This window comes from Aquisediminimonas profunda, assembly GCF_019443285.1.
GTDB lineage: Bacteria > Pseudomonadota > Alphaproteobacteria > Sphingomonadales > Sphingomonadaceae > Aquisediminimonas > Aquisediminimonas profunda.
This window is the reverse complement of sequence record NZ_CP080327.1, coordinates 3,080,437-3,103,107: the sequence shown is the minus strand read 5'-3', so window position 1 is coordinate 3,103,107 and position 22,671 is coordinate 3,080,437. Positions and strand designations below refer to the sequence as shown.

Genomic DNA, 22,671 nt, shown 5'->3' with positions numbered 1-22,671 from the left:
CGCGATGGATGCAAGCCACCTCATCTATATGGCCAACCAGATCGCCCGCAATCTGGCCGCCCAGGGCGAGGAGGCTGCCATTGCCGCAACCGCTCAGCATATCCGGGATTTCTGGGACCCCAGAATGAAGGCGACAATATACGCGCACGATCGTTCCGGGCTGGACCCGATTGCCCGATCCGCCATAGCCCGGCTTGCAGCCGGCTGATGATGATTGCAACCTGCGGACGGCAGTCCCCTGCGCAATGATCCGGATCGCGAAACTCGAAACCTTTGACAATGAGTTCGTCTGTTTCGTGAAGGCAACGATGGATGATGCCAGTTTTGGTTGGGGTCAGACGTCGACATATAATGCCGATATCACGGCGCAGGTTTTCCACAGGCAGGTTGCGCCCTGGGTCCTTGGTCGGGATGCCACCGACATTGCCGGAGCAGTCCGCATCGTCGAAGAGCGGGAACACAAATATCCGGGAAGCTACCGATATCGGGCCCTTGCCGGTCTCGATACTGCCATGTGGGACTGGCGCGGCCGGAGCGAAGGCAAATCGGTTGCCAATCTGCTAGGCGGAACACGGACAGACTTGCGTGCCTATGCCTCCTCAATGAAGCGCGACATCACACCGCAAGACGAAGCAGACCGACTGGTCCGGCTTCGCGATGCCAAAGGATTTGATGCTTTCAAATGGCGGATTGCCGCAGAATGCGGACGCGATGTCGACGAATGGCCCGGTCGCACAGAGGAAATTGTGCCGCTCGTTGCGCGGGCGCTCGGGCCCGGAGTCGCAAAGCTGGTCGACGCGAACAGCGGCTTTTCGCCCTCCCGTGCGATTGAGGTCGGTTCGCTGCTCGAGGCGGAGGGTATTTGTCATTTCGAGGAGCCGTGCCCCTATTGGGAGCTTGAGCAGACCGCGGAAGTGACGCGTGCCCTGTCACTGGACGTCACAGGCGGCGAACAGGACTGGGATTTGGCGACCTGGCGTCGCATGATCGACATGCGCGCCGTCGATGTGCTGCAACCTGATATCATGTACATGGGCGGCATGACGCGGACCCTGCAACTCGTGGGCATGGCGCATGAGGCGGGCATGATCTGCACGCCCCACAGCGCGAACCTGTCTTTGGTGACGATCTGTACGGCCCATCTGCTGGCCGCAATTCCCAATGCTGGCCCGTACATCGAATTCTCGATCGAAGGTGCGGACTATTATCCGTGGCAGCAGGACCTGTTCCTTGGAGACCCTTTCCGGATTGAAGACGGACGCATGCACGTCCCAGCCGGGCCTGGCTGGGGGGTCGAAATCAATCCGGCCGCACTGGAGGCCATGCGCTATCGCTCGAGCGAACTTGTAAACTGAAAGCGAGAGTTGTTCGCACTGGGCGGAGTGTCATCGTCGGCCATTGGCAACGCGTTGAGGGCTGGGCCTTGCCAAGCCGTCATTTTGTCCTTGTCGCAGCTGCCTTGGGAGGCGATGGAATGTTGCATTCACTTCAACAATCGTGATGCGGGAGTTTATGCGAACGGCCATCATCTCAGCGGCAGCCAATGGCATTGGCCTGGCCATCGCGCGCGGGCTGCGAGACGATGGCTGGTGCGTCCTTGTCTGCGATCAGGATGCAACGGCAATTGCCGCGCTTACGGCTTCGGACCCGACCATCAGGGCTTGTCAGTGCGACGTCAGCGATCCTTCTGCGGTTGAGCGCTTCTTCGACGATGTGGCCGAAGCCCTGGCCCAAGAGGGCGATGACGGCCTTGATCTGCTGGTCAACAATGCAGGAATTGCCGGACCGGTGGAAAGGCTCGAAAATCAGCCGCTCGACAAATGGCGTCAGACCATCGACGTCAATCTCAACGGCAATTTTTATATTACACGCCTGGCAATCCCTTTGTTGCGACGCAAGGCGCCGGATGCCTCCATTATCAACATGAGCTCAAGCGCAGGGCTGTTCGGATGTCCGTTGCGCGGGCCCTATGTTGCAAGCAAATGGGCCATAATAGGGTTGACCAAGACACTTGCCATGGAACTTGGGCCGGGCGGCATAAGGGTTAACGCAATCTGTCCGGGCAGTGTCGAAGGCGAGAGGATGGACCGGGTCATTAGGGCCGATGCGGAGGCCAGAGGCCTCCAGGTTGACGAGGTCGAACGCGAATACAAACAGCAGATTTCAATGCGCACATTTGTGACGCAGGAAGACATCGTGGCCATGGTCCGGTACCTGGTGTCACCTGCAGGCAAGAGAATCTCGGGCCAGGCGATAGCCATCGACGGCCATACGGAAAGTCTGTCCATGGAGTTATCGACTTGAAGATGCGCATTCGGGAGAGATCATGAATTCATTGACCATCCTGGACGGCGGAATGGGCCGGGAACTGAAGCGAATGGGGGCACCATTTCGGCAGCCCGAATGGTCTGCGCTTGCCTTGATCGAAGCCCCTTCCTTCGTGCTGGACGTTCATTCTGCTTATGTGAAGGCCGGTGCCGATATCATCACCACGAACAGTTATGCACTGGTGCCGTTTCACATTGGTGACGCCCGGTTTGAAAGCGATGGCGAAATGCTGGCTGACCGCGCTGGCAAGCTTGCTCGGCAGGCAGCCAACAGGTCAGGCAGATCGGTCAGGGTCGCCGCAAGCCTGCCCCCGCTCTTTGGCTCCTATCGTCCGGACCTTTTCAATGCCGAGGACGCCTCGCGCCTTCTCGCGCCGCTGGTGAAAGGGCTGTCCGATCATGCCGATCTCTGGTTGGCAGAGACACTTTCGGCGACGCAAGAAGCCGAAGTGGTTGCGAACATGCTCGCCAAGGATGGTCGGCCGCTCTGGATATCGTTCACGCTTGAAGACGGCGCCCCCGATGCGGCTGCCAGAGCGCGACTGCGTTCAGGTGAGGCCATAGAGGCGGCCGTTGCCTTGTGCCTTGAGCATGGCGTGGCTGCAGTGCTGTTCAATTGCAGTCAGCCCGAAGTGATGGAAGCGGCGGCGAGACAGGCAAAGGCCGCAATGGACGCCGCAGGCCGCTCAATTCCGATCGGGGTTTATGCCAATGCATTTCCGCCGCAGCCCAAGGAAGCGACGGCCAATGAAACGCTGCTGCCCATCCGGGAAGACCTTGATCCCGCGGGCTATTTGAACTGGGTCCGGATCTGGCTTGATGCCGGTGCTGACATCATTGGCGGATGCTGCGGTATCGGCCCCGAGCATATTGAGGCCATTGCGCGTCTGCGCTCATGAGTGCCCAAGTGCGGCTGGCAGATTCGGCGCAGCCAGCAGAGCACGCGGGGACAGGCCGAAGTGCTGTTTGCATGCGCGCGAAAAAACGGGCTGAGAGGTAAATCCTGCAGCGATCGCTGCCTCATGCACGCTCATGCGGCTGCTTCGCATCATCTGCAGGGCATGACGGAGCCGCAAGTCCCGATAGAATCTTCCCGGCGTGCTGCCCGTCTGCTTGAGAAACAGGCGCTCGGTCTGGCGGCGACTTGTTCCCTCTAGCTCCAATATGGTTTCCAAGGATGCGCCCGCCGTGATCCCGATCTCCATCGCCCCTACAAGCCGTTGGACGACCGCGCCAGTGCCCTGAACCTGCTCCGCCAGCGATGTGCGTTGACGTGCCGAGGGGGGGCGGATCCGATCGTGAATGAGCTGGTCCGAAACGGCGTTTGCCAGCGTCCAACCATGATTGGCGGCAATGCTGTCCAGCATCATGTCCATCGCGGCGGCACCGCCGGCGCAGGTAAAAAGGCGCGCGTGGCGTTCGTAAAGTTCGGCTGAAACGGGAATATGGGGGTAACGGTGGCGAAACTCATCGGCTGCTTCCCAATGGAGCGTAATCGGATCGCTGCCGAGAATGCCGGCTTCTGCCAGCAGGAATGCGCCCGTATCGATTGCACCGACCTGGCACCCAGCACGCCACAGACGTCGTACCAGCGCAAGCAATCCAGGTTGCGCGTGATCAAGCGGATCGAAGCCGGCACACAGGATCAATGCATCCGGCCTGTCAGGATTGGCAGGATCTGTCCGCAGCTGCATGCCGTTTGAAGCAGTAACATGGCCTGCGGAAGGTGCGTGAATGGTCCAGGCATATAATTGCTTGCCAGCAAGCCGGTTCGCGATGCGCAATGGCTCGAGCGCGGAAAAGAATGCGATTGCGGAAAAGCCGGGCAGCAGAATGAATGAAAGCGATTGCGGCATTATGGCCCTTCTGCGGCAAGATGCCGCAAAAGGCAACTAAATGACGCAAAGAGATATTTTCTTTGCAGTTTGGCGGATTAGTCTGTCCGTATTTGGAGGATGTGCCATGAATTTTGAGGTCTTCATTACCTGCGCTGTGACCGGCTCCGGCGCTACGGCTGACAAGCACCCTGATCTGCCGGTTACTCCGGAACAGATCGCAAATGCAGCGATTGAGGCGGCAAGGGCAGGGGCCGCAATCGCCCACATTCATGTGCGTGATCCAGCGACCGGCAAAGGCGCGCGCGACGTCGCCTTGTATCGTGAGGTCGTGGAGCGCGTTCGCGCGAGCGATACCGATGTGGTGATCAACCTGACGGCCGGAATGGGCGGGGACATTGTCTTTGGACAAGGAGAGGCACCGCTGCCGCTTGATCCGTCCGGCACTGACATGGTCGGTCCGATGGAGCGGCTTCTCCATGTGCAGGAACTGCTCCCGGAGATCTGCACGCTCGACTGCGGAACGATGAACTTTGCAGAATCCGATTATGTGATGACCAACACGCCGGGCATGTTGCGCACAATGGCCGCCGAGGTGCAGCGGCTTGGCGTTCGGCCCGAACTTGAAGTTTTCGACACCGGCCATCTTGTCTTCGTGAAGGAACTCGTTCGTGACGGGCTGATCGACGATCCGTTGATGGTCCAATTGTGCATGGGCATTCCCTACGGCGCGCCGGATGATCCGCTGACGTTCATGTCAATGGTGCATCAATTGCCACAAGGCACTGTTTTCAGCGGCTTTTCCATTGGACGCAACCAATTGCCCTTTGTTGCCATGGCCGCGCTTGCTGGCGGCAATGTGCGCGTGGGTCTGGAAGACAATCTGTACTTGGGGCGTGGCCAGTTCGCGTCAAACGGACAGTTGGTCGAGCGCGCGGTGCAGACTCTCACGGGCATGGGCGCACGCATCCTTGGCCCCGAGGAGGTTCGCGCCAAGCTTAAACTGACCAAGCGATAGGAAAGACAACATGATGCGCGAAGTTCGAAAGGTTGGCATCGTCGGTGGTGGCGTGATTGGGGCCGGATGGGCGGCTCGCTTTGCGCTCAATGGCATTGACGTATCGATCTATGACCCCGACCCGGAGATCGAGCGAAAGGCTCGCGAGGTTCTCGAAAATGCGCGCGTCGCAAACACGCGGCTTTTTGGACAGGCTCTTCCGACGGAAGGGTCCGTCACGATTGCGGCGAGCGTGGCCGAAGCGGTGCGCGACGCCGATTTCATCCAGGAAAGCCTGCCGGAACGGGAAGATCTGAAGCAGACTCTGCTTGCAGAGATGGATGCAGCGATGCCCGATCATGCCGTGATCGGATCGTCTACATCCGGCTTGTTGCCAACCCGGCTTCAGGCAAAGATGCGGCGACCTGACAGGCTCGTCGTCGGCCACCCGTTCAATCCTGTCTATTTACTGCCCTTGGTCGAGGTCTGCGGCGGCGAACAGACCAGCCAGGCGACGATCGATATTGCGAGTGCCATTTACGAACGGATCGGCATGAAGGTGCTTCATGTCCGAAAGGAAATCGACGGCTTCATTGCCGACCGGTTGCTGGAGGCTGTCTGGCGGGAGGCGCTCTGGCTGATCGATGATGGAATCGCCACAGCCTCGGAAATCGACGATGCGATCCGCTTTGGAGCCGGCATGCGCTGGTCATTCATGGGCACGTTTCTGACGTACCGGCTTGCTGGCGGCGAGGCCGGAATGCGGCATTTTCTGCATCAGTTTGGCCCGTCGATGGAATGGCCATGGACCAAGCTTGTCGGCCCGAAATTGACCGATGAGCTGGTCGAAACAATTGCCCGGCAGTCAGACGAGCAGGCAGGCGATGTTGACTTGCGCACTTATGAACGGTTGCGCGACAATTGCTTGGTCGATCTCACGCATGCGCTCGAACGGAATGATTTTGCTTCCGGGGCGATTGCAAAAGCCCATCGTGCGCGGCTTAGTGGTCAGCCAGTGGCTGACGGCAAGCCTGACTCGGAAGGCAGGATGCGGACCATTGCGACGCCAGTCCAGCCGGAATGGATCGACTACAACGAGCATCTGACGGAATCCGCCTATCTGAAGCTGTTTGGCGATGCGACCGATGTTGTGCTCGGCCGCATTGGCGCCGGACTCGACTATGTGGCGCGCGGGCACAGTTTCTACACTGTGGAGACGCATATCCGGCATCTCGGGCAAGCCCGGCTTGGTGAACCCATCGAAGTGCGGTCGCGCGTCCTTGGCGCGGACAGCAAGCGCTTGCATCTGTTCCATGAAATGTTCAGCCTGAAACAGGATACTCTGATCGCGACTGCGGAACACATGCTCCTGCATGTGGATGCCAAATCGGAACGGTCGGTGCCTGCGCCGCAGAAAATCCAGGTCGCTGCCATGGGTCTGATGGCCTTGCAGGCGCATCTTGGATTGCCCGAAGGGCAGGGACGACACATAAAAATGCCCGGCTAGGTACGTCGGGCGCGGGGGAGGGAATTTGCATGGCATTGGTTGAGTCCCGGTCGATCGACTATGTTCCGCTAGCCGAACGGCATGGCAAGGTCTGGCACCTCTGGCCCATTTGGTTCACCGGCGACGCCCATTTGGCGACACTTGCGACGGGCGCGATCAGTGTGGTCGGTGGCCTCGACCTGTTCTGGTCGGGGATAGCGATTCTGGGAGGATGCGTGCTCGGCACTGTCCTCATGGCGTTCCATTGTACCCAAGGGCCGCACCTCGGCCTGCCGCAGATGATCCAGTCCCGTCCTCAATTCGGCTACGTCGGCGCATTGCTTGTGTGGGTTGTGGCCTTGATCACCTTTATTGGCTTCAACGCCCTGAACCAATCGCTCGCAGCGAGCACGCTCAGGGAATTGGGAGGCTTCCCCGAGCGCCCGACGATCGTGATATTTGCGATTGTTGCCTTGCTTGTCGCGGTCATTGGCTATGACCTGATCCACAAGGCGCAACGTTTCTTGGCGTTTGCCATGCTTGTGGTGCTGGCACTCTATACCGCCGGTTCATTCACGATCGTTGATTTTGGAGTGCTGTTGCAACCCGGGCCTCTGAAGCCCACGCTGTTTCTGGTGCAGTTCTTTGCAGCTGCTGCTTACCAGTTGAGCTGGTCGATCTATGTGTCGGATTATTCGCGTTACCTGCCGCGTGACGTCGGCATTCGGGATTCATTCTTCTGGACATTTTGGGGCGCATTTGTTGGCGGCGCCTGGATGATGCTGATCGGAGCATTTGCCGCCGCAGCCTTCGGTACGACGGATATTGTCGCTGCGTTGCGCGCGAGCGGGGACGCAATGCTGCCAGGGTTTGGCCTTTTTGTGCTCGTCACAAGCTTCCTCGGGCTGATCACGATTACCTCGCTCAATTTCTATGGCGCTTCGCTGACGTTGCTGAGTGTCATCGATAGCCTCAGCACTGTGACCCTGGGGATCAAGTCGCGCGTCTCCGCCTTGGCCGCTGTGTTCATCGTGACCTTGTCGCTCTCTCTGGCGGCAAGTGGCAATGTGCTACACGGGTTCGAAGCCTTTCTCGGAATATTGACCTACCTTTTCACACCCTGGACGGCGATCAATCTTGTGGACTTCTTTTTCGTGAGGAAGGGCCGCTATTCCATTCGGGCGATGTTCATGGCCGACGGCCTCTATGGCCGCTGGAACTGGCGCGGATTGTCCGCATATGCGCTGGGCTTCGTTGCGATGGTGCCGTTCTTCAAGACCGGGCTGTATGTGGGGCCCATCGCGCAGGCGCTCGGCGGTGCTGATGTGTCGATGCTTGTCGGACTTCCTGTTTCGGCACTTGCCTATCTCTTGTTTTGCCGCAACCTCGACCTGCCGGCTGAAATGCAACAAATTGATACGCTGGATCGCAACCTCGAAACGGAGCCGGTAAGATGAAATGCGCTGGAATTGGGATTGCGGCCATGATGGCGTTTGCTCCGGTCGCCCCTTTGGAAGCGGCAAGCGCACCGATCGCCTTTCCGGATCAGTTCGACGCGATTGGAACACCGGTTCAGCAGATCGCGGGCGACAAGGGGCGCACAATCCATTTCACGGATACGGGTGAATCCGGCTGGGCGACAATGCTGTTTATTGGCGGCGTGGGGACGAGCGCACGTGCTCCCGAATTGGTTGCATTCCTCGATACGATGCGTCGGCGGCTGAAGCTCCGTATCGTCGCGGTTGAACGCAACGGTCTGGGCGATACTGCCTATGACGCCGACTGGACGTTTGACGATTATGTAGGCGATGTGCGGCGGGTTCTCGGGCATCTCGCCATCAATCGATTTTCCCTTGTCGCGATTTCAGGTGGCGGCGCCTATGCCGGACATGTCGCTGCTGCCATGCCGGAACGGATTGTCTCTCTGCACATGTTGGCCGCCATAGCCTCCATGCCAGCCGGAGCTCCGACATGCGCGCTCGACCTTGACGGCTTGCGCGCGCAGCTTGCGCCTCAGGTCGACGCGCCGCGCATCTGGTGGGACATGCCAAAGGACGGTGTCGTCGGGAAGGTGAGGGGGTTTGCAGACCGAACGGCCGATGAAGGCGCCCATGCCTTCTTCATTGCTGGCCAGAAGGGCGATGCCCGTGGCGTGGCCCGTGAATATAAGCGTTTTTGCGATCCGGCTGCCGATGTGTCGGGTTTCACCGCCCCCGCCTATTTCTATTATGGCGAAGCGGACAAGGCTGTGCCGCCTTCACAGGGCGAATATTGGGCAAGCAAGGTCAAAGGCAAGGTCACGTTCCGCCGATACCCGGGCGAAGGGCATGACGTGCAGTATCGCCATTGGGATCAGCTGCTGGTTGATGTGGCCGGCTTTGGCGACAAGACCCTCGTCTGCGATCATGGCCGCGCAAAGCTGGCGAATGGGCCAGTGGACCTGAAGCGTCAGACGCTTGGGATTTGCGCCTGGTCTCGAACCGGTCAGGCCAACTGACCCGCTAGCGCAGTCTTCAGTGGATCAAGCCAAGGCTCGAAATTCTTCCACACGCCGGCACCGTCGCGGTTGATCGGGCGGCGGACCTGTTCGGAACTTGGCGTGCGCACTGCCCGTTCGGTCCGGTGAAACTCGACACAGGACTGTTCGAAGGGAAGTCCGCAATAGTCGAGGATGCGGCGGACCTGCCCTTCGAGGTCATCAAGGACGTCTTCATGCTGCACGCGCAGGACGCGGCCCGGCAACACGGTGTCCCAATGATCCATCAGCCGCACATAATCGCGATAATATCGGCCGATATGATCGAGATCGTAAGAAAAATCCTGTCCCTGCGCAAAGAGCTGCTTGAATACGGAAAAGCCGCAATCCATCGGATCGCGCCGGGCATCGATGATCCGCGCGTTTGGCAGGATCAGATGGATCAGGCCGATGTGGCGGAAATTGTTGGGCATCTTGTCAATGAAGCGCGGCTTGCCTTCCCGACGATGGACCTGTGTCGACTTGATGTAACCGGAACCAAGTGCGCCAAGCTCTTCAACCGAGAGCTCTGCCAGATTGCCAGGATAGCGATCTGCTTCGCTTTGTTCTTGCCGCCCGTTCAGGCGCGACGCGATTGCCATGATGTCTGGCAGCTCGGTCGTCCCTTCGACCATGCTGTGCGAGGCGAGTATCTGTTCGAGGAGCGTCGATCCCGCACGCGGCAATCCGACAATGAAGATCGGGTCTTCCGAAACGCACCCTGATCCAGATTTGGCAGCGAAAAGCCCGGACGTGCAATGCGCAATCTGTTCGTCGATCTCGCGCGTGACAGCCGCAGCGCGATAGCCCACGACCTCCTGCCGAAGCGCGTTGCCACGCGCATAATATTCGAAAGAGCGAGCAAAGTCTCCACGGTCCTCAAGCGCCTTGCCCAGCGCGAAGCAAAGATGGATGCGATCATCCCGGTCGATCGCCGGATTGGCCTCTTCCGAGATCATTGATCCAAGTTCGCCATCGGTGAAGCGATAAGTCTTGAGATTGGCAAGGCTCCAATATGCATCGCCGAAGTCCGGCTTCAGGCCATAGGTTTGGCGATAGGCCGAAATGGCCTCTTCGATCCGGCCCAGTGCCTTGAGCGCGTGCCCCAGCGTCAGGCTTACCCGTATATTGTCACCTTCCCGATCGTGAAGCGTCTGGTATTCCTGAAGTGCCAGATCGGTCTCGCCGGTCTGCAGCAGAAGGTTAGCCCGAAGCATGAGAAAATTGGGGTTTTGGCTCTCTACCGAGACGAGTTCCTCGGCCTCGCGCAGGGCATGTTCGTAGTGGAAGCGCTTCCCGAGAACGTCGGCCAAGTCGAAACGCGCCTGCAAATAGCCGGGATTCAATTCCTTGCACTTTTCCAGAATGAACTGCGCATCTTCGTATTCGCCCATGCGCGTTCCGAGTTCTGCGAGGAGGCGCATGGCGGCGGGATGATCGGGTACCTGCATCAGAAAGGAACGGACACGTTCTTCGGCAAGTGCGAAGTCCTCATCATAGTAAGCGGCAAGGGCGGCTCGCAGTTCAAGCGGCATGGCTTCCACTTCGGCGATCTTGTCCTTGGCCTCTCTTGCCTTTGCAGGATCAGCTTGCCGATAATGCGCTTCGAGCAATTGCCAAGATGCTGTCAAAAGTGGATTGCAGGAGACGGCCTTTTCATAGGCTGCAACAGCCGGCTCCCGCTTTCCTTCTGTTCGGAAGCAATGACCACGTTCCTGATGCGCACGACCAAAACCAGGCCTGATCGCAAGCAGAGCATCCAGCTGCACATGTGCCTGGCGCAGATCGCCGCGAAGGCGGCAAAGGACGGCTGACAAGTACAAGGTCTCGATATTGTCAGGAGCCTGTTCAACGGCCTGCTGCGTCAGTACCCAGGCTTGCTCAGCGTCGCCGCCAGCCAGTGCGCGCTTGGCTTGTTCAAGAAGCGTGTCCGACACTGCGCAATTTTGCTCCACCAATTAGGCCCGAACGAAGAAGGCCCGGGGGACCGTTAGCGCTTGGAAGCACGCGGGTCCACCGGGCCTTGAAGTTACTTAACTAGGCTGAGTTGCGCCTATTCTCCATAGTTCCATGTGAACCGCAGCCCGATGGTGCGCGGGCGGAGGGTCGAATTGAGTCTCCGATTGTCGTCCACTGAAATATAGGTGTCCGGCCGCTTGTCAGTCAAATTGGCGGCATAGAGTTCCATATTCCATGAGTCGCGCTTGACACCGACGGAAGCATCGAACTGGGCGTAGCTTGGCAAGGGGAAGTCAACGACCTTGATCGTTGAAGTCCTTGATTTCCCGACAAACTGAGCTCCCAACTGGCCGAACATGGTGGTGCCAGAAGAGTTCTCATGTTCGTAACGGAAACGCAGCCCGCCCTGGAACTTGGGAACCAAGGCAAGCGGACTTCCAAGTGGCTTGAAGGTCAAAGCCCTCGGCCCATCGCCGGGTGCAGGCTGAAAGCCTGCCGGTGTCGATCCATAACTGCTGAGTTCGGTGTCGAGATAGGCGAGATTGCCCGTGATCGTGAACTCCGACGTTGCGCGCCACGCCAGGTCCGTCGTCAGGCCCTTCACCTTCGCATCCGGCCCATTGAGGACAAAGGTCGAATTGCTGACTTTCGGGGCATAAATGCTGACCGGAATATTGGTCCAGTCCATATAGAAGATTGCGCCGTTCCACCGCACCTTGCGGTCGGCAAATTCGGTCTTCCAGCCCAGTTCGTAGTTCTTCACGCTGTCTGATGTATAGGTGAAGGGAATAAAGAATGTTGGATCCTTGCTCGGTCCACCGCGGCGGTTGAACCCACCAGGTCTGAATCCTTCCGAATAGGTGGCGTAGAACAACAGGTCTTCATTTGGCTTGTAGCTCAAAGTGACTTTCGGGGTTGTGCCCTTTTCTCTTGTCGGGCTCAGACCAGCCAGCGAAACGGCAAAGTTGCCGCTACCGCATGTATGGCCGTTGGGCAGCACCACATTCTTAGTTAGGAAAGCACTGCCGCAGTTCACCGACCCCTTGAGATAGGTTTTCTGATTATAATAGCGAATGCCTGCCGTCAGGGTGAGCTGATCGGTTATGTCGAAGCTGGCTTCGCCGAACAGAGCAAACTGACTCTCACCTCGCAGCGCATCGTTGAAATATACGCCGCCATCGGGCCGGATATAGTCCCGGATCTTGTCGGTCCCGCCGGGACGTTGCCCTTTGTAACCCTGCGTAGCTGCGCCTTCATAGTAAAAGACATTGTCTACGATAAGCTTGGCTTTGTCATAATAGGCACCGGCTTGCACACGGAAGCGCTTTTCCGATGGCGTGCTGATGCGGAATTCGTGGCTCGTGCGTGTGTTCTTTGAATTGTCCAGATAGGTCATCCGCGGCGAAGCGCATGAGGCGTATCCCGGATAGCTGCAAATATAGTAGGGAACGAACGGACCAACTTCCGCGTAGCGCGTGTAGTCAAGCTTCTGGTTGACTTTGCGATTGAGATAGGAGCCTGTGTAGACCAGATCCAGCCCCGCCAGCTTGCCTTCGATTGACCATTGCGTCTGGTTGAACGTGTCCTCGTTTCTGTCAGGTGAGAAACGATTGACCTTCAGATCGCCCAGCGTGGGATCATACTGGAACACACCGTCGACCTCCAGGGTCTGATACATGTGCTGGACGTTCACGCTCCAATCAGGCGCAAATTGCCATTTCAAGGATGCTCGCCCACCAGCATAGGTCGCAGAGTTGAAATCCTTTTTCGCAAATGCGGCGTTATTGATCGTCGGGCGCGTAGCTGTGACGGGCAGATTGTAGGCGACCGATCCGTCCGCATTGAACGCGGTCAGCGGCTGCTGATAGGTGGAGGGAACATTGTCGATATATCCCCCCTGCCGATCAACGAACACGGTCGCGCGGAAGGCAAGCTTGTCCTCTATGATCGGGATGTTGACATAGCCATTGGCAGCGAAGCTTGGAGCACCCTTCCGGGTCGTCGCGCCATTGAGTGAAACACCCGCCTGAAATTTGCTCAGATCCGGCTTATTGGTGATGTAGCGGATCGCGCCGCCTTCCGCGCTCGCACCGAACAAGGTGCCTTGCGGTCCTTCTAGGACTTCAACGCGTGCGAGGTCAGTCACATACACATCGAGATTTCGGCCCTGCACAGCAACTGTGGCGTCATCAAGATAGATCGCGACCGTCGGCGTAACGCCGGCAGTTCCGGAGCCTTGCAAACCGATCTGGGACAGATTGAGGCCACGGATTGAAACGGTATTCTGACCTGGACCACGTCCGCCAGAGTGAACCTGTGGCAATTCCTTCAGCAGCTCGCTGAAATTGGTGATGCCCCGCTGTTGCAATTGGTCGCCCCCGAGGGCCTGAACGGCAATTGGTACGTCCTGCAGCTTTTCCGAGCGACGCGATGCGGTGACAACAATGTCCGCAACCCCATAATCATCGGCTGCATCAGCTGCAGGCTGTGCGGACTGTGCCATAGCTGCAGTGCCCGACAGGCTCAGCAAAAGGCCAGGCATTGCGGTAGAAAGTAACAATTGACGCTTCATTTTCCCCCCTTTGGCCTTGCTTCGGCCCGGTGCGTTTTGGTCAGAAATTCATGGAATGATATCGGCAGGCAGGGTCCAGCATCCACAATCGACAAAGGTGTCGTGCTGCTTGAGATTTGCTCACGCTTCTGGTGTCTCCCTGACCTGAGGCGAATGCATGGCCGCTGAGGATGAGGAGTCAATCGGAAAACCGCCATATAATGCCCAGTAATGAACAGTATAAGTTGAACGGGCGGGCACAGTGTGCCTTGCAAGTTGAGTCATACCCGTTGCAATCCAGTCTGCGAATTTCGGCTGTCCAGCGGGGAAGATGGCTTGGTTTGCGAAAGGGTTGAACGAACAGTAGCTGGTGAGCAGTCGCACGGCCTGCGTACGCCGCTGGAGGGCGTACCTGCAGCGCCGTGGCGCGCAGGTGATCCAATCGAAGCGCCTTTGCGACTGATCAGCCCGACCGTTACAGCCGAGTGGGTCGATTATAACGGCCACATGAGTGAGTCTTGCTATCTCCTGGTCTTTGGTGACCAGTCAGACGCGTTTTTCCGGTTGATTGGCATTGACGAAGCCTATCGCGCAGCGGGCCATTCGCTGTTCACGGTCCAGACAATGATCTTCAACCTTGCCGAAGCTCATCTGAATGATCGGCTTAACCTGTCCCTGCAACTGCTTGATGCAGATGAAAAGCGGCTGCATATCTTTCACACAATGCACAATGCCCAGACCGGGGATTTGCTGGCGACGGCAGAGCAAATGCTTGTCCATGTCGACATGAACGCCGGGCGTTCGGCGCCTATGCCGGCAGATTTGCAGGAGCGTGTTTCGGCGATCCTTGCTGCGCATTCGGGCCTTGCCAAGCCGGCTCAGGCAGGCCGCAGCATTGGCATAAGGCGCGGCTAGACCGATGGACTTTGCCCTCTCGTCCGAACAGGAGATGCTGGTCGAGACTGTCCGGCGCTTCGTCGAGACCGAGCTCTATCCCCATGAAAATCTTGTCGAGCAGACGGACGATGTGCCGGCCGAACTTGCGGACGATATTCGGCGCAAGGCCAAGGCATTGGGGCTGTATGCCGTCAACATGCCGTCCGAGCTCGGTGGAGGCGGTCTCGGGACATTCGATACGACGTTGATGGAGCGTGAACTCGGGCGGGCAAGTTACGGCCTCCAGATGCTGGTGGCACGACCGAGCAACATCCTCCGGGGCTGTGCGGGGCGGCAGATTGACGACTATCTGCTCCCGACCATTCGGGGTGAGCGACACGACTGTCTGGCCATGACGGAGCCGGACGCTGGCTCCGACGTCCGTTCGATGCGAACCTTCGCCCGAGCAGATGGTGGCGATTTCGTCATCAACGGAACGAAACATTTCATCAGCCATGCCGATGTTGCAGATTTCGTGATTCTGTGCGCGGCGACGGGCGAAGTTGCCGGCAAGAAGACGATCAGCTGCTTCCTGGTTGATTTCGATACGCCGGGATTGACACGGCGCCGTGGCCCGAACTGCGTGTCGCACCGTGGCTATCATCAATGTGAACTGATCTTCGAAGACTGTCGGGTCCCGGCATCGAGCCTGCTTGGAGAGTTGGACAGGGGCTTCGACCTGATGGGGCAGTGGCTGGGATCGACCCGACTGCAGGTCGCAACCACATCTGTCGGGCGTGGCCAGCGTGTGCTCGAAATGGCTGCGGAATGGGCCGCAACACGAAAGCAGTTTGGCCAATCTATCGGCAAGTTTCAGGGAACGGGATTCAAGCTGGCTGACATGGCCACGGAGCTTGACGCCGCCGAACTGTTGACTTTTCGGGCAGCCTGGAAAGACGATCGCGGTTCGATGACGGATACCGACGCGGCAATGGCCAAGCTGTTCGCGTCTGAAGCCCTTGCGCGCGTCACGGACCATGCGATCCAGATATTCGGCGGCATGGGTTTGATGGACGAGTTGCCCATTGCGCGCTTCTGGCGAGATGCGCGCGTCGAGCGTATCTGGGATGGCACCAGCGAGATCCAGCGCCATATCATTTCGCGAGCCATTCTGCGTCCGCTGGAAAAATGAGCGGGAGGTCCCTCAGCCGACTCTTGCAACCACGCTCCATTGCCTTCGTTGGCGGCAAGGCGGCGGAAGAGGCGCTTCGCCAATGTCGAGACTTCGGATATTCCGGCGCATTGTGGCCGGTCAATCCGAAGCGTGAGGAAATGGCAGGGGAGCGGTGTTTTTCCGATATATCGGGATTGCCGTCTCCACCTGATGCAGTGTTCCTGGCCGCACCGGCGGAACCCAGCATAACGCTTGCTGGTGAATTGGCGGCCAGCGGGGCAGGCGGGGCTATTTGCTATGCTTCCGAGTTTGCCGAAGTCGGCCCGGCCGGTCGCGACCGCCAGAATAGGTTGGTCGAAGCTGCTGCAGGGATGCCTCTTATCGGGCCCAATTGCTACGGCATGCTGAACGCCTTTGATCGCGTTGCGCTCTGGCCGGATCAGCATGGATGCCAGCCGATCAAAGAGGGGCGGGGTGTCGCGATCATAAGCCAGAGCGGCAATCTTGCGCTCAATCTGACCATGCAGGCGCGCGGCCTTCCCATTGGCTATGTGATCAGCATCGGCAATTGCGCGGACGTGACTCCGGCAGAGCTGATCGAAGCCCTGATTGCCGACAGACGCGTCAGCGCAATTGGTTTGCACCTCGAAGGGCTTGGTTCGGTTGCTCGCTTTTCACAGGCGTGCGTCAATGCCCGGGCAGCGGGCGTGCCGCTCGTCGTGCTCAAGACGGGGTCATCGATCAAGGGGGCCGCTTTGACCCTTTCGCATACCAGTTCGCTGGCGGGGGCCGATTCCTTGTGTGATGTGCTTTTTGACCGATACGGCGTAGCGCGCGCTTACGATCCGTCGAGCTTCCTTGAAGCACTCAAGCTGTTGCACGTTGCAGGCCCCCTGTCGGGCAAACGCATCACGAGCGCGAGTTGCTCGGGCGGCGAAGCGTCCCTTGTCGCTGACTTTGCGGAGCGGCTCCAGTTGGAAACCCCTGATTTCGCTGCTTCTGTCCAGTCCGAGCTGGAACAGGTGCTGGGGCCGCGCGTCGCTGTGGCCAATCCTCTTGATTACCATACTTACATCTGGGGGGACGCTGCGGCGCAGACGCGTTGCTTTTCAGCCTTGCTGAAAGCCGGTTTTGAAGTATCGATATTGATCCTCGACTATCCGCGCGCCGATCGATGCGAATCCGCTGAATGGGACGTGACCTTGAAGGCGTTTGTTGCCGCACATCAGGCAATAGCTGCGCCACCAGGATCGGTCCGAATTGTTGCGAGCTCCATCGCAGAAGGAATGCCGGAAAGCGTTGCGACAATGCTTCTTGAGAATGGCATCGTCCCGGCGAATGGCTTGGCTGAGGCTATGGCGTCAGTTGCTGCGGCGGCCCGCATCGGGATGGCCTGGTCACGCCCCTGTCCGCCGACTTTGCCTGACGAAAATCCGGCCTCTCCAGGAGTTGCCTCTTTATGGGACGAAGCTCGGAGCAAGGCGGCCCTGCGTGCGGCCGGCGTGCCGATCCCTTCGAGCAAACTGGTTTCGATGGAGGAACTGAAATCCTTGAGCCGTGACGCGTGCAATCCGCTTCCGGTTCAGTTTCCGGTGGTGCTCAAGGCAGTCGGGAACGATCTCGCCCACAAGACGGAGGTTGGTGGTGTTGCGCTGAATATCTCCAGTCGTGAGGAGCTCGTGCTTGCTGCAGAGCGAATGACCCATTTGACCGATCGGTTTCTTGTAGAGGACATGGTCAATGACGTGGTTGCCGAGCTTCTCGTCGGGATCGGGCGTGACCCCCAGTTCGGTCTGTTCATGACGATCGGAGCAGGCGGGGTTTTTGTGGAATTGCTGCGGAGTGTAGAACACCTGCTGCTTCCGGCTGGTCGAGGCGACATCGAAGCAGCGCTGTCGCGTTTGCCTGTGCATCAGATGCTGTCTGGCTTTCGTGGACGGCCGGGATGCGACATGGCTGCGCTCGTGGACGCGATTGAGGCCATCGTGCACTTTGCGGAGACACACTCTACCCATCTCGAAGAAATGGACATCAACCCCTTGCTCGCGCTGCGGACGGGAGCTGTGGCTGTTGATGCGCTGATCAGGATGAGGGAAAAGTTCGCATGAGTGCTGTCAGGCTAGAACGTCACGACAATATTCTTGTCATCACGCTGGATCGGCCCAAGGCGAATGCCATCAATGTGGCGACCAGTCATGAGCTCTTTGCCGCGTTCAGAACTCTTGATGAGGATCCGGCTTTACGTGTCGGCATTGTAACAGGTGCGGGCCGCTTTTTTTCCGCGGGATGGGACCTTGGCGCTGCCAATGAGGGCGAGGCAGTCGATGCCGATCACGGTCCCGGCGGATTTGCCGGGCTTACCGAATATTTTGATCTGACGAAGCCTGTCATTGCTGCAGTGAACGGGCTCGCTGTGGGCGGCGGCTTCGAACTCGCTCTTGCCGCGGATTTTATCGTGGCCAGCACGTCCGCCCGCTTTTGGCTACCTGAAGTTCAGCTCGGAATCTTGCCCGATTCCGGCGGATTACTGCGCCTGCCAAAAGTCATACCGGCGCCCTTGGCGCGGGAAATGATTCTGACCGGCCGGAAGCTTGATGCTGATGAAGCGTCCACATTCGGCTTGGCAAGCCGCGTGGTGGATCCGGAAAGTCTCCTCGATTCTGCACTTGAGCTGGCGCGCAACATTGCTGCGGGAGCGCCGCTCGCCATTGTCGCTGCCCGCCAGGTCCTTCGGGCCACTGAAGGAATGACTGTTCGGCAAGGGTATGAGTTGATGCGGAGCGGTTCGTTGCGCTCGTACAGAGCTATGCTTGAGTCCGAAGATGCATTGGAGGGGCCGCGCGCTTTTGCCGAGGGGCGCCCGCCAAGATGGATGGGTCGATAGTTTTCAACAGGGACAGGCGGAGAATTCAAGACATGGCGCGCAAACCAAATATACTGATCCTGATGGCGGACCAAATGGCTGCGCCCTTTCTGCCCTTTTATGCGGACTCACCGGTTCTGGTCCCCAATCTCGCACGTCTGGCGGAAGAGGGGGTGCTGTTTACGTCGGCCTATTCCAACAGTCCGCTGTGCGGGCCGGCGCGGTTTACCATGCAGGCCGGACAACTGCCGTCCCGCATCGGGGCCTATGACAATGCCTGCGAGCTTCCCGCAGCGACGCCGTGCATGGCCCATTACCTGCGCTACTCAGGCTACCGCACGATTCTGGCCGGGAAAATGCATTTCGTTGGTCCGGATCAGCTGCACGGATTCGAAGAACGTCTTACGACCGACATCTATCCCGCAGACTTTGGCTGGACGCCGGACTGGAGCGATTTCGAGCATCGACCAAGCTGGTATCATTCCATGGATTCGGTTCTGACAGCCGGTCCGACAGTTCGCACCAACCAGCTCGATTTCGACGAAGAGGCGGTCTTTGCGACACGACGAAAACTCTATGACATTGCGCGCGACAATGATGAGCGCCCCTTTTTCCTGACACTTTCACTGACGCATCCACATGATCCCTATGCGTGCCCGGAAACATATTGGAACCGGTATGACGGCATCGAGATTCCCATGCCGAAAGTCTCGATTCCCATCGACCGGACCGATCCCCATTCCCGGCGGTTGCGCCACGTTTGCGGAGTGGATCTTGATGAAGTCACGCAAGACCAGGTTCGAGCAGCGCGAAGGGCCTATTTCGGTTCAATAAGCTATGTCGATGACCAGTTTGGGTCCGTACTCCAAACGCTCTCTGAAACTGGCTTGCGGGACGACACCATAGTCCTTGTCTGTGGCGACCACGGCGACATGCTGGGTGAACGCGGCCTTTGGTACAAGATGAATTTCTTCGAAGGGGCCGCGCGGATTCCCCTGATCGTCCATGCGCCAAAGCGGTACGCACCGCGCAGGGTGGACGCCAGTGTTTCACTTGTCGACCTGCTGCCGACGCTGCTCGAATTCGGCGGCGTGGACGTTGAACCAGCAGTTCCGCTCGACGGTCGGAGCCTTGTCCCGCATCTCGAAAGTGGAACAGGCCATGATGAGGTCATAGGCGAATACATGGGCGAAGGCGCCCTGGCTCCCGTGGTCATGATCCGCCGGGGTCCATGGAAGTTCGTTCATTGTCCCATTGACCCGGATCAGTTGTTCAACCTTTCGGATGATCCTGATGAACTTAACAATGTTGCGTGCGAACCGTCTTGTGCAGGGCTTGTCGCGGAGTTGCGCAATGAAGTGATGAACAGATGGGACTTTGAGGCGATAACCGCTGATGTGCTTGCCAGCCAGCGCCGTCGGCGCCTTGTTGCCCTTGCCAACGCAACCGGTGTGCTGTCGCCTTGGGATTTCCAACCAAGGCGTGACGCAGCACAGGAATATGTAAGGGCCCATATGGACCTTGAAGACCTTGAAGCAATGGCTCGATTTCCGCGGGTGAGGTCTTGAACGCCGGGGCAGGGCAAAAGCCCAGGCCCTTTGCCTTTACACTGATCGGAATCGGCGCGGCGACCGGCGCGGCCCACATCGGCAACAATTTCACGACTTACCTTGTCGGCGGATTGATTGACCGCTTTGGCTTCTTGCCATCGCAAATGGGCGCCTGGAACATGGCTGAAACGCTAAGCTATGCTGCGGCCATGTTCCTGGTCGCACCGCGGTCGCGATCAATGGATGCACGGATGTTGGCAGTGTTGGCTACGGCGCTCGTCTGCCTTGCGCAGGTCGTCTCAGCTCATACGGGAACTTTTGCGCTGCTCTTCGCGGGTAGAATCGGCACAGGGTTCGGCTTTGGAATCATGAACAGCGCGGTCAATCTGGCGGCGGGTCGCACTGAACATCCTGCGCGATGGATCTCGCTTGGAATAACGGTTCAGACCATCCTGTATTCGGTTGTCAGCATCGGCCTGCCCATGATTGGCAAGTCATTCGGAGTTTCCGGCATGTTTCTGGCACTCGCTGGCCTCAGCATGAGTCTTGGATTGCTCGCCATGTTCCTTCCCGGCGGTGTTGATCCGGTAGCAGGGTCTGATGACCCAAAATCAGGCGCTGGCGTTGGGGCCGAGGGGCAGCGCGTTCTGATTGCCATGGCGTTGTTTGCATTCGGGTCGCTCGCCATTTGGCCATTCATCGAGCGCACTGCCCACGCGATCGGCATTCCCGCCACACGGTTCGGCCAATTCCAGAGCATGGCCGTCCTGGCAAGTGCGCTGAGCAATGCCATTCTGGCCGCTGTAATCAAGCGGTTGCCCCGGACATGGCCATTGGTGGCGGCGCTGGGAGGGTGCGGACTGACCTGTGTCCTGTTGACGACTGTCGGCAGCGAGTTTGCCTTCGCGGGCGCCTTCATTGCCTACATGATCAGTTGGTTCCTCACGTATCCGCTTCTGCTCGGGCTCGCCTATGCCCATGATTCCAGCGGCCGGCTTGCGGTCATGACAACCGGCACTTGGCTTTTGTCACAAAGTTTCGGATCGCTTGTTGCCGGGTATGTTGCGCAGAGCTTTGGCGGTTACACGCCCATTGGTCCGCTTGGTGGGGTATTTTGCATCATGGCCATCGCAATCGCCGTTCCGGTCGCACGCAGATTGGACAAGGCCTGATCAGGCTGTGCGCCAATCAATTTCCTGAACTTTGGGCAGAATGCCTATCCAGCCTATCAATCCGAGGACATTGACGAGGCTCGCAAACAGGAAGGCCGTGAAGTAGGATCCGCTCTCGGCATCAATGAGAATTCCGGCAAAGAGCAGCCCGATTATGCCTGGCAGATTTCCGGCCATGTTCTGGACGCCGACCCAGCGCGCAGCGGCATTGGGGCCAGCCATGATTTGCGGAATGATGAAATAAGCCGGGCAGGAAAGCCCCAGGAAGATTTCGTAGACAAAGAGCAGTGCAATGCATGCGGCAAGGGGCATGACGGGCATGGCCATCATGCAACCCAGACCGGCGATATGCGCTGCGGCCAATGGCAGTTTGCAGGACAGCGAAGGAGACCAGCCTGACTTGATCGCCTTGTCGATCGCCCATCCGCCAACGAGCGCTGCGATGGCATTCACGAAATAGGCGCCGGACACCACGGTCGCCATTTGCTCCTTTGAAAAGCCGCGGCCCATTTCGAGATACATCGGCAAATAGCCAAGAATGAAGTACCAGTTCCAGTTGCCAGCAAAATGGCCGAGCGATGCGCCCCACAAAGCGCGTTGTCGCAAGATCTGCGAGAGTGTGACGGGTTCAACGGGCTCGTGCGTTTCAGACGCGTCCGGCAGCGCCTCGCGGATCCGGACTCGGCTCCACGGAATAAGCCAGAGGAGAGAGATCGCGCCGAAAATCAGGAATGTCGACCGCCAGCCCCACTTTGCCATTACAAGGCCGCCGATCAACGTGCCGACAGCGGGACCAACCAGATAGCCGAACCCGATGATACCATTCGCAAGGCCAATCTTTGTGCGCGGAACATTGCTGGCGATTATCTTCGATGTCGTTGTAAAAGCGACACTTTCTCCTACACCAAGCATCATGCGAAGAATGAACAGTCCGATAAAGCCATGGACGATTCCCGTCAGGATTGTCGAAATCGACCAGAGAGCTGCGCCAATCCCGAGTACCAGTTTGCCACCAATGCGATCGGCGAGAGCACCGGCGGGGAGTTGGCAGAAGGCGTAGGCAAAGTAGAAGGCTGAGAGCAGCGCACCATATGCTGTGGCGGATAGCCCAAGCTCTGCCCTGATTTGTGTTGCTCCCGTCGCCAGATTGCCGCGATCAATATAATTGACAAATAACGACAGACCCATGAGGCCGACTAGAAGAGCTCCGCCCGTATATCTCGCGTTTGTATCGGCATTCTTCATTCGCATCCCGCCTCTGCGATGTCCCGTATGTCGCTTCTTTCGGTTTACCCTGCCGCAGTCAATCAAACGCTGCTTTCAACTGATAGAGCATCAGGCCGTCATCCCGGTCCAAGGGTTGGTG

General features: G+C 58.4%; 18 protein-coding genes. 14 read left to right on the top strand and 4 right to left on the bottom strand.

Going from position 1 to position 22,671, the window contains the following annotated elements:
• Positions 1-4: 4 nt before the first annotated feature.
• The 4 genes from K0O24_RS15305 (at position 5) to K0O24_RS15290 (ending at position 3,226) form a co-directional block, all read left to right on the top strand.
• Entirely contained in the window at positions 5-208 is a 204-nt protein-coding gene (locus K0O24_RS15305; RefSeq protein ID WP_246611048.1) for a formate dehydrogenase subunit delta, read from the top strand.
• Positions 209-245: 37 nt separating this feature from the next.
• Entirely contained in the window at positions 246-1,355 is a 1,110-nt protein-coding gene (locus tag K0O24_RS15300) for a mandelate racemase/muconate lactonizing enzyme family protein (RefSeq protein WP_219893554.1), read from the top strand.
• A gap of 157 nt (positions 1,356-1,512) precedes the next feature.
• The gene (locus K0O24_RS15295; RefSeq protein ID WP_219893553.1) at positions 1,513-2,304 is read left to right on the top strand and encodes an SDR family oxidoreductase; all 792 of its coding nucleotides are present in this window, start codon (positions 1,513-1,515) and stop codon (positions 2,302-2,304) included.
• Between the two features lie 22 nt (positions 2,305-2,326).
• Positions 2,327-3,226: a homocysteine S-methyltransferase family protein gene (locus tag K0O24_RS15290; protein ID WP_219893552.1), complete on the top strand. Its 900-nt coding sequence runs from the start codon at positions 2,327-2,329 to the stop codon at positions 3,224-3,226.
• Here K0O24_RS15290 and K0O24_RS15285 read toward each other — a convergent pair.
• Positions 3,221-4,183, bottom strand: coding sequence for a GlxA family transcriptional regulator (locus tag K0O24_RS15285; RefSeq protein ID WP_219893551.1), 963 nt, complete (start codon positions 4,181-4,183; stop codon positions 3,221-3,223). The genes K0O24_RS15290 and K0O24_RS15285 overlap by 6 nt on opposite strands.
• Before the next feature lie 106 nt (positions 4,184-4,289).
• Here K0O24_RS15285 and K0O24_RS15280 point away from each other — a divergent pair, with 106 nt between their 5' ends.
• Genes K0O24_RS15280 through K0O24_RS15265 form a run of 4 tightly spaced genes read left to right on the top strand, consistent with a single transcriptional unit; the run spans position 4,290 to position 9,142 of the window.
• Complete coding sequence (locus K0O24_RS15280; RefSeq protein WP_219893550.1) at positions 4,290-5,180, top strand: beta-keto acid cleavage family enzyme; 891 nt, start codon at positions 4,290-4,292, stop codon at positions 5,178-5,180.
• A gap of 10 nt (positions 5,181-5,190) precedes the next feature.
• Positions 5,191-6,666 (top strand): carnitine 3-dehydrogenase, encoded by a 1,476-nt coding sequence (locus tag K0O24_RS15275; protein WP_219893549.1) that lies wholly within the window; start codon positions 5,191-5,193, stop codon positions 6,664-6,666.
• A gap of 29 nt (positions 6,667-6,695) precedes the next feature.
• Positions 6,696-8,102, top strand: a complete 1,407-nt coding sequence (locus tag K0O24_RS15270) for a purine-cytosine permease family protein (RefSeq protein WP_219893548.1) — start codon at positions 6,696-6,698, stop codon at positions 8,100-8,102.
• 26 nt (positions 8,103-8,128) lie between these two features.
• On the top strand, positions 8,129-9,142 hold the full coding sequence (locus K0O24_RS15265) for an alpha/beta fold hydrolase (RefSeq protein WP_219893547.1): 1,014 nt from the start codon (positions 8,129-8,131) through the stop codon (positions 9,140-9,142).
• Here the strand turns inward: K0O24_RS15265 and K0O24_RS15260 are convergent.
• Both K0O24_RS15260 and K0O24_RS15255 read right to left on the bottom strand, forming a co-directional pair.
• A complete protein-coding gene (locus K0O24_RS15260) occupies positions 9,130-11,097 on the bottom strand; it encodes a tetratricopeptide repeat-containing sulfotransferase family protein (RefSeq protein WP_219893546.1) in 1,968 nt (655 codons plus the stop codon). The two genes, K0O24_RS15265 and K0O24_RS15260, sit on opposite strands and share 13 nt — an antisense overlap.
• Before the next feature lie 116 nt (positions 11,098-11,213).
• On the bottom strand, positions 11,214-13,691 hold the full coding sequence (locus tag K0O24_RS15255; protein WP_219893545.1) for a TonB-dependent receptor: 2,478 nt from the start codon (positions 13,689-13,691) through the stop codon (positions 11,214-11,216).
• Between the two features lie 315 nt (positions 13,692-14,006).
• Between K0O24_RS15255 and K0O24_RS15250 the strand changes: the two genes are divergently transcribed.
• From K0O24_RS15250 to K0O24_RS15225, 6 genes are read left to right on the top strand one after another with little or no spacing between them, the layout of a single operon-like run.
• Entirely contained in the window at positions 14,007-14,585 is a 579-nt protein-coding gene (locus K0O24_RS15250; protein ID WP_219893544.1) for a thioesterase family protein, read from the top strand.
• A gap of 4 nt (positions 14,586-14,589) precedes the next feature.
• Positions 14,590-15,738 carry an acyl-CoA dehydrogenase family protein gene (locus K0O24_RS15245; protein WP_246611047.1) on the top strand — a complete coding sequence of 383 codons (1,149 nt, stop codon included), beginning with the start codon at positions 14,590-14,592 and terminating at the stop codon, positions 15,736-15,738.
• 23 nt (positions 15,739-15,761) lie between these two features.
• Positions 15,762-17,828, top strand: coding sequence for an acetate--CoA ligase family protein (locus K0O24_RS15240; protein ID WP_219893543.1), 2,067 nt, complete (start codon positions 15,762-15,764; stop codon positions 17,826-17,828).
• Positions 17,825-18,604 carry an enoyl-CoA hydratase-related protein gene (locus K0O24_RS15235; protein ID WP_219893542.1) on the top strand — a complete coding sequence of 260 codons (780 nt, stop codon included), beginning with the start codon at positions 17,825-17,827 and terminating at the stop codon, positions 18,602-18,604. The genes K0O24_RS15240 and K0O24_RS15235 overlap by 4 nt, the downstream gene beginning before the upstream one ends.
• Before the next feature lie 32 nt (positions 18,605-18,636).
• Positions 18,637-20,151 carry a choline-sulfatase gene (gene betC, locus K0O24_RS15230; protein WP_219893541.1) on the top strand — a complete coding sequence of 505 codons (1,515 nt, stop codon included), beginning with the start codon at positions 18,637-18,639 and terminating at the stop codon, positions 20,149-20,151.
• Positions 20,148-21,305, top strand: coding sequence for an MFS transporter (locus K0O24_RS15225; RefSeq protein WP_246611046.1), 1,158 nt, complete (start codon positions 20,148-20,150; stop codon positions 21,303-21,305). The genes betC and K0O24_RS15225 overlap by 4 nt, the downstream gene beginning before the upstream one ends.
• Here K0O24_RS15225 and K0O24_RS15220 read toward each other — a convergent pair whose 3' ends face one another.
• Positions 21,306-22,550 carry an MFS transporter gene (locus K0O24_RS15220; RefSeq protein WP_219893540.1) on the bottom strand — a complete coding sequence of 415 codons (1,245 nt, stop codon included), beginning with the start codon at positions 22,548-22,550 and terminating at the stop codon, positions 21,306-21,308. It abuts the gene before it with no gap.
• Positions 22,551-22,671 lie beyond the last annotated feature (121 nt).

Coding starts and splice junctions, on each gene's coding strand:
- K0O24_RS15305 (WP_246611048.1), top strand. CDS start 5: ATGGATGCAAGCCACCTCATCTATATGGCCAACCAGATCGCCCGCAAT.
- K0O24_RS15300 (WP_219893554.1), top strand. CDS start 246: ATGATCCGGATCGCGAAACTCGAAACCTTTGACAATGAGTTCGTCTGT.
- K0O24_RS15295 (WP_219893553.1), top strand. CDS start 1,513: ATGCGAACGGCCATCATCTCAGCGGCAGCCAATGGCATTGGCCTGGCC.
- K0O24_RS15290 (WP_219893552.1), top strand. CDS start 2,327: ATGAATTCATTGACCATCCTGGACGGCGGAATGGGCCGGGAACTGAAG.
- K0O24_RS15285 (WP_219893551.1), bottom strand. CDS start 4,183: ATGCCGCAATCGCTTTCATTCATTCTGCTGCCCGGCTTTTCCGCAATC.
- K0O24_RS15280 (WP_219893550.1), top strand. CDS start 4,290: ATGAATTTTGAGGTCTTCATTACCTGCGCTGTGACCGGCTCCGGCGCT.
- K0O24_RS15275 (WP_219893549.1), top strand. CDS start 5,191: ATGATGCGCGAAGTTCGAAAGGTTGGCATCGTCGGTGGTGGCGTGATT.
- K0O24_RS15270 (WP_219893548.1), top strand. CDS start 6,696: ATGGCATTGGTTGAGTCCCGGTCGATCGACTATGTTCCGCTAGCCGAA.
- K0O24_RS15265 (WP_219893547.1), top strand. CDS start 8,129: ATGATGGCGTTTGCTCCGGTCGCCCCTTTGGAAGCGGCAAGCGCACCG.
- K0O24_RS15255 (WP_219893545.1), bottom strand. CDS start 13,691: ATGAAGCGTCAATTGTTACTTTCTACCGCAATGCCTGGCCTTTTGCTG.
- K0O24_RS15245 (WP_246611047.1), top strand. CDS start 14,590: ATGGACTTTGCCCTCTCGTCCGAACAGGAGATGCTGGTCGAGACTGTC.
- K0O24_RS15235 (WP_219893542.1), top strand. CDS start 17,825: ATGAGTGCTGTCAGGCTAGAACGTCACGACAATATTCTTGTCATCACG.
- betC (WP_219893541.1), top strand. CDS start 18,637: ATGGCGCGCAAACCAAATATACTGATCCTGATGGCGGACCAAATGGCT.
- K0O24_RS15220 (WP_219893540.1), bottom strand. CDS start 22,550: ATGAAGAATGCCGATACAAACGCGAGATATACGGGCGGAGCTCTTCTA.